Here is a 14,728-nt window from a genome sequence, read left to right as displayed (position 1 = left end):
CGACAACAAAAATCAAAAATATAATGAGTTTCAGAATAGAACACGATACCATGGGCGAGGTGCAGGTGCCAGCCGACAAATACTGGGGTGCACAAACCGAACGCTCACGCAATAACTTCAAAATCGGCCCTGAAGGTTCGATGCCAAAAGAAATTATCCACGCTTTTGGATACCTGAAAAAAGCTGCGGCCCTTGCCAATACCGAACTGGGTGTATTATCGGCAGAAAAAGCCGGTTTAATTGCTAAAGCTTGTGATGAAATTATAGCAGGACAGTTAGATGATCAATTTCCGTTGGTAATCTGGCAAACCGGTTCGGGTACACAAAGCAACATGAACGGTAACGAAGTGATCGCAAACCGTGCCCATGTTATAAATGGTGGTTCATTAGCTGACGATAAAAAAGTACTTCACCCTAATGATGATGTGAATAAATCACAATCATCAAACGATACTTACCCAACTGCAATGCACATTGCAGCCTATAAACTTACGGTAGAAAATACCATTCCGGGTTTAGAAAAATTAAGAAATACTTTAGCCCAAAAAGTGGAAGAATTCAGTACGATTGTTAAAACCGGACGTACACACTTTATGGATGCAACCCCACTTACTTTAGGTCAGGAATTTTCAGGTTATGTACAACAGATTGATAACAGCATCAGGGCAATCAAAAATGCGTTGGTTATGGTTGCCGAACTGGCTTTAGGTGGTACTGCCGTTGGTACAGGCTTAAATACACCAAAAGGATACGATGTTTTAGTGGCTAAAAAAATTGCCGATTTAACAGGATTACCATTTGTTACGGCTCCAAATAAATTTGAGGCTTTAGCTGCACACGATGCAATGGTAGAACTTTCTGGTGCTTTAAAACGTACTGCTGTTGCCCTAATGAAAGTGGCCAACGATGTAAGGATGTTAAGTTCTGGTCCTCGTTGTGGTATTGGCGAAATTGTTATCCCTGACAACGAACCAGGATCTTCTATTATGCCGGGAAAAGTTAACCCTACACAACCAGAAGCTTTAACCATGGTTTGTGCACAGGTTATTGGTAACGATGTTGCGGTTTCAGTAGGTGGTATGTCGGGTCATTTTGAGCTTAACGTATTTAAACCACTTATTGCGGCAAATGTATTGCAGTCAGCCCGTTTAATTGGCGATGCCTGCGTTTCTTTCACCGATAAATGTGCTGAAGGAATTACAGCGAACTTACCGGAAATTGAGAAACATTTACAAAATTCTTTAATGCTGGTTACGGCTTTAAATCCACATGTGGGTTACGAAAACGCTGCTAAAATTGCAAAGAAAGCACATAAAGAAAATAAAACTTTAAAAGCTGCAGCTGTCGAATTGGGATTATTAACCAATGAACAGTTTGATGAATGGGTTCGCCCGGAAGACATGGTTGGCAGTTTGAAATAAGTTAGAAAGAGCGTCATTCCCAATTCAATTGCGAATCTTAAAGCATATTGCATTAAGATTCCCGCCTGCGCGGGAATGACGTTATTTATAAAAGAATAAGTCTACATCAGTTAATTAAAACATAGGTAAAATGAATTCAATACTCTCTACACTGATCAACTTGATATCTATCATTTCACCAGTTATTATATTCGGAACCTGTTGTTATTTTTTAACAAAAAAAACTACTGTTGAAGCTATTTTAATGGCTATTGGCTCAGGAGTTGGTTTACTTACCACATTATTTTACAGCGTATTGATGCCTTTTTTATTAAATGACCGGCATTTCGCTTACACCGAAGTTGCTAAATACTATACTTTAATAGGTATCATTAGTTTTATAGGCAGTCTTTGTTTTGCAGCTGGCCTTTTAATTCTGGTTTACAATACCGTTAAGAAGAATACTGTAACCCATAATCAATTTCCTAATAGTATCGATTAACAATACGATGAACAAACTGCATCCGGGTTTAAGGATTTTCTACATTATCCTCTTTACATTATCCATCTTACATGTAGCTTGTAGTCCCAGGCCCAATATACAGGGCAAGGGTGAAGATTTTATGCAAGGCGTTTGGAATGAAGATGCTGTTGCTTTTAGCAATAAACTGAGCAACTACACCCAGCACCATTTCAAATTTTCCTGCGACTCTGTTTACATTGATATGGTTACCCATAGCAAAGTAAATTTTTACGAAGATTCCTGCTACAACAACGGCATTTGGAAAGAATATGCCAAAGGTGTTTATGTAGTAAAAGGCGATACCCTATTTGTTGGTGCTACTTTTACACATGCCAACTATAAACAAAAAATATCGGGATGTTATCGCATTGGCCGGTACGATAAGAACTTTCTGATCAAAAAGAAATCTGCAGATACATTATGGTTAGAGAGCTTCAGCGATCAGCGCGAAATTAAACTAACACTTAAAGAAAAAGTTACCTGCGTACAAAAAGAATTATAAAATGATTTTAACATCAATTAAAAAGAAATTAGCCACTGCGCTGGCTGTTGGTTTTTTAGCATATTTACCCATTCAGGCAGATGCATGGGGTACCATTGGCCATCGTGTAGTTGGCGAAATTGCCGATAGCTATTTAAAGGCCAAAACACGCAAGGCTATTCAAAGTATTTTAGGTTACGAAACTTTGGCCATGTCGGCCAATTGGGGTGATTTTATTAAATCGGATTCTACTTATAACTATATGTACAACTGGCATTTTGTTAATCTTCCGTCAGGATTAGACAAAAATGGTGTATATCATTTTCTGGACACTGAAAAAACGCCAAATCTTTACAATAAAATCCCTGATTTAATTGCCATTTTAAAGAAAACAAGCAGTACTGCAGCCGAAAAAAAATTAGCCCTGCGCATGTTGGTTCACCTGGCGGGCGATTTATGTCAGCCGATGCATGTTGCCCGTAAAGATGATTTGGGCGGTAACCGCATTTCGGTGTTATGGTTTAATGAAAAATCGAATATCCACAGGGTTTGGGATGAGCAACTGATCGAGTATCAGCAGTTAAGTTATACCGAATATGCAAAAGCAATCAACCATCCTTCGGCCATTCAGCTATATAACTGGCAAAATACAAGTCTTAGAGACTGCATCTACGAATCGTATGGCATCTGCAACAAAATTTACGACACTACCAGGCCAGATGCTAAATTAAGTTACCGTTACAATTTCGACTGGGTTGATACCCTTAACGATCAATTATTAAAAGGTGGTGTGCGCCTGGCGAAAATGTTAAACGACATCTACGGATAAAAAAAGGAATAAGGTTTGTTATAAATATTGATCGTCATCCTGAGAGGTCAGTTTTAGAAAAAAACAAGGGAGTTTGGTGACGAATTAAGATAAATCGTCATCTCGACCGCAGTGGAGAGATCTTTTAATATAGTCCAGATCTCTCCACTCCGCGTTGCTCCGGTCGAGATGACGACCGATTTTCTAAATCTGTCATCCGATAGCTATCGTATGGTAGCCTGTCGAAGGACTATTGTTTACTTTTAAAGCACAATAATATTGAAAATTTTAATGGTTTGTCTTGGCAATATTTGCCGTTCGCCGTTGGCTGAAGGCATGATGCGCCACCTGGCAGATGAGCAGCACTTAAACTGGGAAATTGCTTCGGCAGGAACGGGCAACTGGCATATTGGCAAAGCTCCCGATCACAGGAGTATTGCTGCAGCGAAAGCCCTGGGTTATGATATCAGCAAACAGCGGGCACAGCAATTTAACCACGCGATGTTTGCCAGATATGATCTGATTTTAGTTATGGACCGGAATAATTTAGCTGATGTTATAAACCTGGCTAAAAGTGAGGAGGAACGAAAAAAGGTTAAACTTTTCCTTGATAACGACGAAGTTACAGACCCATACTGGGATAATAAACTGTTTAGCCCTGTTTGCAAGCAGGTTGAAGAAAGATGTAGGGAAATTATCAAACAACTTTCTTAAATTTAAGGCCTATTATCCACCACTAACCAAGTCAACAAAAATGAAAAAGTACCTGTCTCTATGTTTATTAATCGCATCTGTTTTTTTATTCCAGAGCTATACCACTGTTAAAAAATCGGCAAAAGTTTTAGTGTTCTCCAAAACCAAAGGCTTTAGGCACAACTCTATTGAAACCGGAAAAGAAGTGATCCAAAAATTGGGTACCGAGCATCATTTTGAAGTGGATACCACCGAAAATGCCGATCTGTTTACAGAAGATAACCTTAAAAAATATGCTGTTGTTATTTTTCTCAATACAACAGGCGATGTTTTAGACAATAAACAACAAGTAGCTTTCGAAAGATATATCCAGGCAGGTGGAGGTTATGTAGGCATCCACGCCGCAACCGATACTGAATACGACTGGCCTTGGTATGGCAAATTGGCCGGCGCTTATTTTACAAGCCATCCAGCCGTTCAGGAAGCTAAATTTATTATTAAAGATAAAAAACACCCATCAACTAAATTCCTAACCGATTCCATATGGATGAGAAAGGATGAGCTGTATAACTTTAAGGATATCAACCCAGATATTAAAGTGCTAATTACCTTAGACGAGAAATCATATACTGGTGGTAAAAACGGAGATTTCCATCCTTTTAGCTGGTATCATAACTTTGATGGTGGAAGAGCCTTTTACACCTGCATGGGCCATACTAAAGAAGGCTGGGCTGATGACAAATTTCAGCACCATTTATGGGGCGGTATCGAATATGCTATTGGTAACCAAAAGAAATTAGATTACAGTAAAGCACATTCAAAATTATAAGATCAGGGTTGAGCTTGCTGCAATAATTAACCAGCAAGCTCAGCCCATCAGTAATACCTAAAAGAACAACTGAGAAAGCACATTGCTTGCGCTTGGTGCAGCAGGTTTTAAGGAAGTAAACTTTGCCAGTTGTGCAACCGTTAAAGCTGTTCCCAGTTTCGATTTCAATCCAGAAAACAATTTACCAAATTTGCTTTGATAAGCTGCAGGATCTGTTTTTTGAGTAGCCATAATGGTAGCTTTCTGCACCAGAAAATCTTTTATAATTGTGGTTACTGTTGGTTTTTGAGCCGGTGTTAAACTTAAGGCTGGAGTTAGTTTTCCAATAATGCCCGAGGTTAAACTTGCCACATCAAAACCCGTGCTTGCTGCCGCAGCAGATCCAACTTTACTTAAAAGACTTTGTGCATTAGACGCAAAGTTTAAGCCCAATACCAGGGCACATAAAATCAATATTTTTTTCATTTCAATAGTTATATATTGAACTAAGATAAATAATTTACACCTTTCAGGAATGAATATTTTATGAAGATCTGGCTTTTTTCAGGTTAACTAGATAAATATATTTCAGCATACAGAAAGAAGCCACAGCACCAAAGGTATGCCATAAAAAGTGCGTACCAATTGTAAACACATCCCACTTATCGGCAATACGAAAAGTGAGCGCGAAAATGAAAGCAATCAGGGCAAAACCCACCCACTTGCCATTTTTCCACTCTGTTTTGATCAAATAGCCAAATACAGGAAATAAAACGAGTGCGGCCATAAAAGCATAATTGATATTGATGAAGATCTGAAAATCACCGTTGCTAAAAAGGCGCCTCACATAAAACTGAAAAAAAGCATATACCGCTACAATTAAAACAGCAAAATACCATTTCGTTAATTTGGAAAGAAAGTAAACCCCTGCCGAAAGGCACAAAAGCATAATCGGCATCCAATCCATCATGATAAAGATCGGCCACCGCCTTAGCCCATGATAGGTGGTTCCGCCTATTCCTCCGATATAAAGTAAAATTAATGCAATGGTTAGAAAGCTATGCTGTTTAAAATTCCCCCAGATTTTTATCGTCCAGTACACGGCAATAGCCAGGAAAAAACAGCTCGTTATGGTATTAAAGGGCTCAGGGAAAAGCTGGCTAAGATTGGTTTCTGTATATATTGTACCTCCATCGGGAGGATGCTGGATCAAGGTGCTCATGCTTAACTAACGTAAAACTGAAATTAAATGTTTGGTGAATGCGTGTAACGATCAAGATGTAAAAATAATTTTGCATTTACATTTTCAAGCGGTTAAATATTGATTAACGTTTACCTTACCAATGCTAATTATTTGTACTTTAGTTTTACCTAAGCCATAATGATAATGAAACCTTTATTGATTCTTTTTCTACTGCTCTCTACAACTGTATATGCACAAACGCCACCTAAACCTTATGGTGCATTGCCATCAACCAGGCAGCTGGCCTGGCATGATATCGAAGTTTATGGTTTAATCCATTTTACACCAACTACTTTCGAGAATAAAGAGTGGGGCTTTGGTGATGCTGATCCCAAAACATTTAATCCCACCGATTTTAATGCCGAACAGATTATAAAGGCAGCCAAAGCGGGCGGTCTAAAAGGTATTATTCTGGTAGCAAAACACCATGATGGTTTTGCCTTATGGCCAACTAAAACAACCGATTATAACATCAGCAAAAGTCCGTTTAGAGCAGGAAAAGGAAATTTAGTTAAAGAGATAGAACAGGCTGTACGTAAAAACGGTTTAAAGTTTGGTGTGTATTGCTCTCCATGGGACAGGAACAATCCGCTTTATGGAACAGACAAATATCTGGCTATTTATCAGGCACAGCTAAAAGAGCTTTACAGCAATTTCGGCGAACTTTTTATGAGCTGGCATGATGGCGCTAATGGCGGTGATGGTTATTATGGTGGGGCAAAAGAAAAACGTTCGATAGATAACACCACTTATTACGACTGGAACAATACCTGGGCAATTACACGCAAAATGCAACCAATGGCCAATATTTTTAGTGATATTGGTTTAGATATCCGCTGGGTAGGCAATGAAGATGGACATGCTGCACCAACCTCCTGGGCAACCTTTACCCCAATGGCACCCGATGGAAAAAGCGTAGCAGTGCCTGGCCAGGCGAATTACCCGCAAAGCCCTGAAGGGATTAGAAATGGCAAATTCTGGATGCCGGCCGAATGCGATGTGCCTTTAAGAAAAGGATGGTTCTATCATGCCAACGAAAAGCCTAAAAGCCCTGAAACTTTATTCGATCTATATTTAAAAAGTGTTGGCCGTGGTGCAGGTCTGGATCTTGGTTTAGCTCCCGATACCCGTGGACAACTGCACGACGATGATGTTGCTGCACTGAAAACTTTTGGCAATATGGTTAAACATACTTTCGAGAATAACCTGGCCAAAAGCGCGTCGATTAAAGCGAGCAATAACCGGGGCAAAAAGTATGATGTCGCTACCCTGCTTGATGGCAAGAGGGAGAGTTACTGGGCAACACAAGACAATATCCATCAGGCAAGTTTAGAAGTAGATTTAAAAACAGCGAAAACATTTGATATCATTAGCCTGCAGGAGTACATTCCTTTGGGTCAGCGAATAGAAGCTTACACCATTGAGGTATTTGAAAACAATGCCTGGAAAAAAGTTTACGATGGCACCAGCATTGGCGCGAAACGTTTAATTAAACTGGATACCCCTGTTACAAGCAATAAAGTAAAAATAAACATTACCAAATCTCCGGTTTGTATTACGCTGAGTGAAATTGGGGTATATAAAACCGCAAACTAATTTTGATTTGCCCTGCTCAGACTATCGCTAAGTTTGAAAGTAAGTTCAACAACATTCGATATTTCTTTGGATGTTTGCTTGCTGTACTTCGTTATGCTATCGGCTTGAATATCCCTTAACATCAGCGCAGCTGCAAGCGCCATTTTTTTGGCAATTTCTGCTTTCTTCGATCGATCGTAGGCCTCTAAATCTTTAAGTTTAAGCGGCTTCATCTGTTTGATAATTTGCAGGTTATTCTGGCTGGGGATAATACCATAATCGTTAACCTCTTTAAGTTTTTCCTCTTTTAATAATGATGCTTTCAAATATAAAAGTTGGTTGAAGGAAATTAGGTTATCGCTAAAACTATCCCTTAACTTCTTGTATTGTTGCGTTTGATAATTCGGTGTAAAAAAGGCTACTCCGAACGAAAATGCAATAAATAACACAAAAACGCCAGCATAACGCAATTGCGTATTCGGAGATGGTTCACTTTTAAATTTAAAGCTGAAAAGATAGCAGATGATAAAACCAGCTATCATGCCGGCAATATGTGTTGCATTATCAGTTGATTTAGATAATGATCCGTTTAAAATAATTATGGCAGTCACAAAAACGGTGCTGATCAGTAATGCCCGGCTTGCATTTTTTTCAAAATAGTTATTGAGCAAAAGCGCTATAAGCGCCCCCATTACGCCCATCACCGCACCCGATGCACCAAAAATATATCCCGATTCGTGAAAAAGTAAACTGATCAATCCGCCACAAATACCACTTAAAAAATAAATGCTTAAGAATTTTTTCCAACCTAACTTATTCTCGGCCATTAACCCCAAATAGATTAATGCATACATGTTAAAAAACAAGTGAGAAAACGATCCATGGATAAATAAGCTTGAAATTAATCTCCAATATTGTCCATCAAGTACCAGAAATTTATTACTTACACCAAAGTAGACTGATAAAGTCTGTATTTTCTCCACAAAACTTTCTTTAGAGCCCGTTTGGTAAGCTTGTGTTAGCAGGTATTGCCTGTAAACAAAAGTTACAAGACTGATTAGAACCCAATAAAGAATATTCAGGGCGACTAGGATTGGGGTAACGATATAGCCTTTCTGAGGCAAAAACAGGAAGAAAACATTTTTGATCTTATTTTTAATGGCTAACGGTGCCTTTTCAAAATAAGTATCATCCGAAGTGGCAACCCATTCATGAAATTTGGCCCTAATTTCATCCCATGAATCTTTTAGGTGATACTCTACGTATTCAAATTCGTGAAAGAACTTTTCGAGGTTAGCATCATTCTTGCCATAATCATTTAAAAGCATTTGAATACCTACACATTCGCTTTTTACTACGGCAAAATTACGGATAATGCGGATCGAGATCTCCTCACTATAAGATTGAAATGATAATGGTGTATAGGCAATAATTCCGGTTTCTGATAAGTGACTTAACTTCCATCCCAGGTTTTCAATGGCCTGCCTGGCAATAATTAAATATTTATCTGCCGGAAAATCGGCCAAAGGAATATATTTTTCAATTTTAGGCGAGTAACCCCAACTGATTGACATAGCGCGTTATATTTTTTTCGCTACTAAGATAATATAAGGTGATAGATTTTTACTTTCGAATGGGATAATCTTTGTAAATACTTTTCCGGTTAACCAAACGGCTTTCTTAAACAGGCGAACACCCACCGATTTCTGACTTTCATTTTCCAACCACACACTAAAACGGCCAAAATAGCCTGATTTTACTTCTTTAAGTCCGGCCTGCTCGCAGATGGATTTCAATAAAGCGGGATCCATGCTATCGATATTGTGTTTATCATAATTTTCCCTGTCGAAATTCTTTTGAAACCAGCCGTTAACCGCCTTGAAGTTAGGCAGCGTGATAAACAAAGTACCTCCTGGTTTTACGAAAGCAATATGACGGTTAATAATATCAGCAGTATCGTTAAAATGTTCGATTAAACCGCAGCTTAGTACCAGATCATACTGCTTTTCGGGCGTGTAATTGAAGAGATCAGTTTCTATGATGTGAATATCCTTTTCGGTTAAGCTGTTCATTTCTAAAAGCTCATTTACAACCGGTGGATGGACAAAATAATCTAAAAGGGTAACATCAAGTTTGAAATATTTTTTCAGGAACACGGCATAATAACCAGGGAAACCGCCCAATTCGATAGCAGTTTTAACATTATTTTGCTGAATAACATCTGCCAGTTGCTGATGAAATAAATAGTTTGAAGGTAACTGAACCGCAAGTCCTTTTTTACTTTCCCAATAATTTACCCAAAAAGCCCTGTCGGTTAATAAATTTGCCATGTTTTAAATAATTCCAAGCCCAAAGAAACGGAAAGTATATTAAAGTTGAAAGGTTTACATTGCTGGATTGCCAAATTGTTGTTATTGTTTGATTAGTGGGTAAAAACAAAAATTGTTTTATTGCCAGAACTGTTACAATATAACAATCCAACAATAAAACAATCTTTTACTTATAGTAATTAACCGCTTTAAACAGGTAAGCAATTAACCTTATTTCAAATCCTTCAAGATCTCTGCTACGGCTTTTTCGAGTTGAGGATCTTGATCTGCCAGGCGGTCTTCAAAAGTATTTTTAACGAAGATATCAGGCTTAACGCCTTCTTTTTCGATGTTTTTACCATCCATGGTATAACAACCCCAGGATGGCAAACGGTAAGAAGAACCATCAACCAAACCTTTTGCCGAAGTAAAAATAATCCAGCGGTAAGTTTCGGTACCGATAATCTTACCCAGTTTTAATTGTTTGAAACCTGCAGCCGTCATTTCAGCATCACTTAAAGATTGTTCATTAATCAACAATACAATCGGCTTCGCTGCCGGACCAAAATTACTTTGTGGAGCCATTTTACCACCGCGGTATTTCCATTGTAAATAAGGGCGCTGAGAGAGGAATTTTAGCACATCATCATGCACATTCCCTCCGGTATTATAACGCAGATCGAGGATAATGGCTTCCTTATTTTCTTCCTGCGCAACCATATCTAACAAGAAAGTTTCCAGTTCGCTGCCACCCATGTTTTTCATGTAAGAATAAGCAATCCGGTTGTTGCTCCATTTATCTACATTTTTATGGTTTTGGCTAATCCATTCATCGTAAAGGTTTCCACGCAAAGTACCTGAGCTTTCCGGATGTACGTTTACGAAAACATCTTTCCCATTACGTTTAAAGGTCAGCGTCATTTCTCTATCCAACGATGGTTTACTAAAATAATAATCGCGGTCTATTTTTTCATCTACTTTAACACCGTTTACTTCTGTTAAAATATCACCGGCTAAAATATTGGTTCCGGTACGGGCAGCGTTACTTTTAGCGGCTATGCGTTCAACTTTTAAAGGGCTTTCATTATCGAAGATTATTCCCGTTTCGTTGGTGATGTAAGTAAGGTTTTTGCGTTCCTCTGCCCCTGCACTGTTAAAGCCCATATGCGAAGAATTCAGTTCGCCCAACATATCGTTCAACAAAATCCTCAGGTCACTACGGTTGTTCACATAAGGTAAATAAGCAGCGTAACGTGTCCTCATTTTATCCCAATCTACACCATGAAATTTTTCATCATAGAAATTTTCATCCAAACCTACCCAGGTTTCGTAAAACATCTGATTAAATTCTGCATTGAGGTTTCTGGTAAATTTATAACCATGATCTACCCGATCAAGCTTATTACTTTCCAAGCTGTATTTGTTAATTACCCCTCTAGATAAAACGAAAAATTTATCCCCTGCCGAGATAATGGAGTAATCACCTCCATCGGCAACTTTTTCTGTTTTATTGGCTTCAAAAGGCTCAATGGTCGTGCGATAAAGCCCGGGTGCACCACCTTCGTGGTTTGAGGCATAAAAAACATAAGTTTTATCGCCTTTGGCAAAAGCATCTGTTCCGAATTGACCTCCAAATGCAGGGCCAACCAGCTCTATGCGATCTAAAATATCCTGTGTATTAATGGTAATTACATTTGCCGGTTTTGGCGTAGGTTTTACTTCAGTTTTCTTTTTGGTTGTATCTGTTTTTGCTTTTTTATCGTTTTTCTTCTCAGGTACAGCAGGTTTAACTTCTGTTGGCGTGGGCTTGGTTTCTTTAAACAGATCGTCGAACTTATCAGAGCGGTAAGGCTCATCATAATTGTTCAATGCCATGCGGTAAATGTGCGCATTGGCCATTCCGGTTGGATAAGAGGGCTTGGTACGGGCACTGGTAAAGAAAATATACTTGCCATCTGGCGACCATGCCGGGCCGGTTTCAGTAACACCTGTATTGGTTAAGTTAATGGTTTTATTGCCTTTAATGTTGTGCACCATAATATCCTGCTCGAAATTTCGGTAAACGGTAAAGAGCACATATTCGTCATTTGGCGAAAAACTTGGTGCAGCATTTTGTAAAGCCCAAAATTCGTCGGTTACCAATGTCTTTGCATCGAAAGTTTTAAGATCCATCAGTTTGAGCTCGTTTCTTCCACTCAGGTATACCGCCATGGTTTTGGTTTTGTTTAACGTGATATCGCGCACATTTGCCTTGTCTTTGGTAAGCTGTTTTACCGAACCTTTACCATCGCCGGTAATGGTAAACCAGTTTTGATAGCCATTTGCAGTTTGGCTGAACAGAATCGTTTTGTTGTCGGCCAGCCATTTACATTCTAAAGCACGTTCGCCACTGTTGGTAATCTTGCGTACAAATTTCCCCTCTGCATCACTTACAAACACCTCTCCACGCGAAATAAAAGCCATCTTTTTACCATCAGTAGAAACATCGAATGCTGAAATGTTCCCACGGACATCATATTCCTGCTCTTTACTCAATACCTGATTACGTGAGGTATTGATGTTGATTTTCTCTGTTTTCTTCGAAGTCACATCGTAAGTATATAACTGATAATCCTTTTCAAACACTACTGTGGTTCCATTGGCCGAAACAAAAGGCCGCTTAATGGAAGTATCGAAATTGGTCAGGCTTGTTTTCTTTCCACTAATAAAAGTGTACAGATTGTATTCTTCATTGCCTTCATCTGATACAAAAAAGACATTCCCTTTTTGATCAACACTAGTCCAGAAATCTTTTCCGATATAATCGGTATAACGTTTATAATTTTTCGATTTTGGGTTGTACGATTGGATATCGGGATTATAGGCACCTTTGTAATGTTTGCGGTTCGCAAAACGGTAGCTCTCCCAGGTATCGCTGAAAAACAGTTCACCCGTTGGCGATTCGGCAATGTGATGCGTCGTATTGAAGTAATTATCGAATAAACGGACGGCCGTACCACCGTTTACACTTACTTTATAGCTTGAAAAAGAGTTATATCGTCCGGAGGTGAAATAAATTGTTTTCGAATCCCAGCCCCAGTTGTCTACTTCATCAGCAGCATCGTTAAAAGTTAATTGTTTAATATCACCACCTGCCAAAGGCATAATATACACATCATAATTACCAAACTGATTGGATGAAAAGGCCATCCACTTTCCGTCAGGAGATATTTTAGGATTAATTTCTTCTCCCTGCATGGCGGTAATCCTCGAAGCTACGCCTCCTTTTACCGGTACTTTCCAGATATCACCATCATAGCTGAATACTATTGTTTGTGCATCGGGCGTTAAAGCAGGGTATGCCGCAAAGTAGGTTTGGCCGTAGGCTAAGGAATGAATGGGCAACAAAAATGCGAATGTTGCAAGCGATTTCAACAGGGATTTGATCATGATTTATTTTGTTTGGCTTTGGATGCCTTAACCTAGCTTGTTTAAAATAACCATCAAACTTAGGGACGATTATTTTAGACATTAAAGGATACATCCTACAATAAAAAAGCGGTAAAAAATATTAAGATGAAATTACGCAACAGATTTTATATTCGTAAACAATAAAATGTATTTTTGATTGATTTGAAAGTAGTACACCTAAATACCTACGATGGAAATGGCGGAGCAGGACGTGCCTGTTTGCGCTTAAGTGATGCTTTAAAGGCTAGTGGAATCGATTCAAAAGTATTGGTTTACTATAAATTTGGTCAAAATCCGAAAATAGATACCTTTAGCAAATCGCCTTTTCAAAAAGCCAGGGCCGTTTATAACATCCTATCTGAAAGATATTTTGCCAAATGGCTCAGCAAATCGATAAAAACCCCTTTCAGTTTGCAGTGGTTTGGCCGTTCGGTAATTAACCATCCAGATGTTAAAAATGCTGATATTATCCATTTACATTGGGTAAACCACGGCTTTTTAAATCCTAAGTTTTTAGCGCAGCTTGATGAACTGGAAAAGCCAATTGTTTGGACTTTTCATGATAGCAATGCTTTTACAGGGGGCTGTCATGTGCGTTATGGATGCGAAAACTTTCATCAACAATGCGGTAATTGCCCGATTTTGAAAATCAATGGTAAAAATGATATTTCGCACAAAACCTGGTTGCGCAAACAGAAAGCATACGGTGAATTAAATTTCCATATCGTGGCGCCGAGCAAGTGGATGGCAGCTTCGGTAAAGTTCAGCAGTTTATTGGGTACCAGAAAAGCTACGGTAATCCCCAATACCATAGAAACTAAAATTTTCAAACCTTACGTTAAATCAGAAGCTAAAAAAATCCTGAAGATCAATCCAGATAAATTTGTGTTGATGAGCGGGTTTATGCCCTCAAAAAACGACAAACATAAAGGAACCCCCTATTTAATTGAAGCGTTAGAAATTTTATCGCGCAGGGCTGGCATACAAAAAGAAAATATCGAACTCGTTATTTTCGGAAATAAGGAAAATGCAGAAATGCCTGAGTTCCCTTTCAAAACCACTTTTTTAGGCACGATAAACAAAGATGATCATTTAGCGAAATGTTATTCGGCAGCAGATGCATTTATTACACCCTCGCTGGAGGATAACCTGCCCAATACCGTGATGGAAAGTTTATCCTGTGCTACCCCTGTTGTTGCTTTTACTACAGGGGGAATTCCGGATATGGTTAAACACATGCAGAATGGCTACCTGGCCGAATATCAGAATGCTGAAGATTTGGCAAATGGTATTGAGTGGCTTTACCATCGCCCAAATAAAGAAGAAATCCAAAAAGCAGCCAGATTAAGTATTTTAACAGATTTCTCAGAAGAAGTAATTGCTGCAGAGCATATCCATCTATACGAAACGTTGATTGATTTACAGCCGAAATAAAACT

13 protein-coding genes are annotated in these 14,728 nt (G+C 38.8%); 8 read left to right on the top strand and 5 right to left on the bottom strand.

Annotation, left to right across the window (positions count from 1 at the left end; all coding sequences use genetic code 11):
- Positions 1-23: 23 nt before the first annotated feature.
- From fumC to AC04QZ_RS12940, 6 genes are all read left to right on the top strand, one after another.
- Positions 24-1,421 carry a class II fumarate hydratase gene (fumC, locus tag AC04QZ_RS12965; RefSeq protein ID WP_086548925.1) on the top strand — a complete coding sequence of 466 codons (1,398 nt, stop codon included), beginning with the start codon at positions 24-26 and terminating at the stop codon, positions 1,419-1,421.
- 130 nt (positions 1,422-1,551) lie between these two features.
- Positions 1,552-1,902 (top strand): hypothetical protein, encoded by a 351-nt coding sequence (locus AC04QZ_RS12960; RefSeq protein ID WP_478358086.1) that lies wholly within the window; start codon positions 1,552-1,554, stop codon positions 1,900-1,902.
- Positions 1,903-1,909: 7 nt separating this feature from the next.
- The gene (locus AC04QZ_RS12955; protein ID WP_086548923.1) at positions 1,910-2,425 is read left to right on the top strand and encodes a fumarate hydratase; all 516 of its coding nucleotides are present in this window, start codon (positions 1,910-1,912) and stop codon (positions 2,423-2,425) included.
- Position 2,426: 1 nt separating this feature from the next.
- Positions 2,427-3,233 (top strand): S1/P1 nuclease, encoded by an 807-nt coding sequence (locus tag AC04QZ_RS12950; protein WP_478358085.1) that lies wholly within the window; start codon positions 2,427-2,429, stop codon positions 3,231-3,233.
- A gap of 258 nt (positions 3,234-3,491) precedes the next feature.
- Complete coding sequence (locus AC04QZ_RS12945) at positions 3,492-3,926, top strand: low molecular weight protein-tyrosine-phosphatase (RefSeq protein ID WP_478358084.1); 435 nt, start codon at positions 3,492-3,494, stop codon at positions 3,924-3,926.
- A 40-nt stretch (positions 3,927-3,966) separates the two neighbouring features.
- Positions 3,967-4,734 carry a ThuA domain-containing protein gene (locus AC04QZ_RS12940; protein WP_478358083.1) on the top strand — a complete coding sequence of 256 codons (768 nt, stop codon included), beginning with the start codon at positions 3,967-3,969 and terminating at the stop codon, positions 4,732-4,734.
- Positions 4,735-4,791: 57 nt separating this feature from the next.
- On the opposite strand, the gene AC04QZ_RS12935 is transcribed toward AC04QZ_RS12940, so the two are convergent.
- Positions 4,792-5,199 carry a hypothetical protein gene (locus tag AC04QZ_RS12935; protein ID WP_478358082.1) on the bottom strand — a complete coding sequence of 136 codons (408 nt, stop codon included), beginning with the start codon at positions 5,197-5,199 and terminating at the stop codon, positions 4,792-4,794.
- Positions 5,200-5,257: 58 nt separating this feature from the next.
- Positions 5,258-5,935: a hypothetical protein gene (locus tag AC04QZ_RS12930; protein WP_086548917.1), complete on the bottom strand. Its 678-nt coding sequence runs from the start codon at positions 5,933-5,935 to the stop codon at positions 5,258-5,260.
- A 165-nt stretch (positions 5,936-6,100) separates the two neighbouring features.
- Here AC04QZ_RS12930 and AC04QZ_RS12925 point away from each other — a divergent pair, with 165 nt between their 5' ends.
- Positions 6,101-7,552: an alpha-L-fucosidase gene (locus tag AC04QZ_RS12925; protein WP_478358081.1), complete on the top strand. Its 1,452-nt coding sequence runs from the start codon at positions 6,101-6,103 to the stop codon at positions 7,550-7,552.
- Here the strand turns inward: AC04QZ_RS12925 and AC04QZ_RS12920 are convergent.
- From AC04QZ_RS12920 to AC04QZ_RS12910, 3 genes are all read right to left on the bottom strand, one after another.
- A complete protein-coding gene (locus tag AC04QZ_RS12920; RefSeq protein WP_478358080.1) occupies positions 7,549-9,105 on the bottom strand; it encodes a rhomboid family intramembrane serine protease in 1,557 nt (518 codons plus the stop codon). The genes AC04QZ_RS12925 and AC04QZ_RS12920 overlap by 4 nt on opposite strands.
- Before the next feature lie 6 nt (positions 9,106-9,111).
- On the bottom strand, positions 9,112-9,861 hold the full coding sequence (locus tag AC04QZ_RS12915; protein WP_478358079.1) for a class I SAM-dependent methyltransferase: 750 nt from the start codon (positions 9,859-9,861) through the stop codon (positions 9,112-9,114).
- A gap of 210 nt (positions 9,862-10,071) precedes the next feature.
- Positions 10,072-13,269 (bottom strand): S41 family peptidase, encoded by a 3,198-nt coding sequence (locus tag AC04QZ_RS12910; RefSeq protein WP_478358078.1) that lies wholly within the window; start codon positions 13,267-13,269, stop codon positions 10,072-10,074.
- A 174-nt stretch (positions 13,270-13,443) separates the two neighbouring features.
- Here AC04QZ_RS12910 and AC04QZ_RS12905 point away from each other — a divergent pair, with 174 nt between their 5' ends.
- Positions 13,444-14,724 carry a glycosyltransferase family 4 protein gene (locus AC04QZ_RS12905; protein WP_478358077.1) on the top strand — a complete coding sequence of 427 codons (1,281 nt, stop codon included), beginning with the start codon at positions 13,444-13,446 and terminating at the stop codon, positions 14,722-14,724.
- Positions 14,725-14,728: the final 4 nt, after the last annotated feature.

The organism is Pedobacter folensis (assembly GCF_056490665.1).
The sequence above is the reverse complement of the archived record's forward strand: the minus strand, read 5'-3'. Positions and strand labels throughout refer to the sequence as shown.

Coding starts and splice junctions, on each gene's coding strand:
- fumC (WP_086548925.1), top strand. CDS start 24: ATGAGTTTCAGAATAGAACACGATACCATGGGCGAGGTGCAGGTGCCA.
- AC04QZ_RS12960 (WP_478358086.1), top strand. CDS start 1,552: ATGAATTCAATACTCTCTACACTGATCAACTTGATATCTATCATTTCA.
- AC04QZ_RS12955 (WP_086548923.1), top strand. CDS start 1,910: ATGAACAAACTGCATCCGGGTTTAAGGATTTTCTACATTATCCTCTTT.
- AC04QZ_RS12950 (WP_478358085.1), top strand. CDS start 2,427: ATGATTTTAACATCAATTAAAAAGAAATTAGCCACTGCGCTGGCTGTT.
- AC04QZ_RS12940 (WP_478358083.1), top strand. CDS start 3,967: ATGAAAAAGTACCTGTCTCTATGTTTATTAATCGCATCTGTTTTTTTA.
- AC04QZ_RS12935 (WP_478358082.1), bottom strand. CDS start 5,199: ATGAAAAAAATATTGATTTTATGTGCCCTGGTATTGGGCTTAAACTTT.
- AC04QZ_RS12930 (WP_086548917.1), bottom strand. CDS start 5,935: ATGAGCACCTTGATCCAGCATCCTCCCGATGGAGGTACAATATATACA.
- AC04QZ_RS12925 (WP_478358081.1), top strand. CDS start 6,101: ATGAAACCTTTATTGATTCTTTTTCTACTGCTCTCTACAACTGTATAT.
- AC04QZ_RS12920 (WP_478358080.1), bottom strand. CDS start 9,105: ATGTCAATCAGTTGGGGTTACTCGCCTAAAATTGAAAAATATATTCCT.
- AC04QZ_RS12915 (WP_478358079.1), bottom strand. CDS start 9,861: ATGGCAAATTTATTAACCGACAGGGCTTTTTGGGTAAATTATTGGGAA.
- AC04QZ_RS12910 (WP_478358078.1), bottom strand. CDS start 13,269: ATGATCAAATCCCTGTTGAAATCGCTTGCAACATTCGCATTTTTGTTG.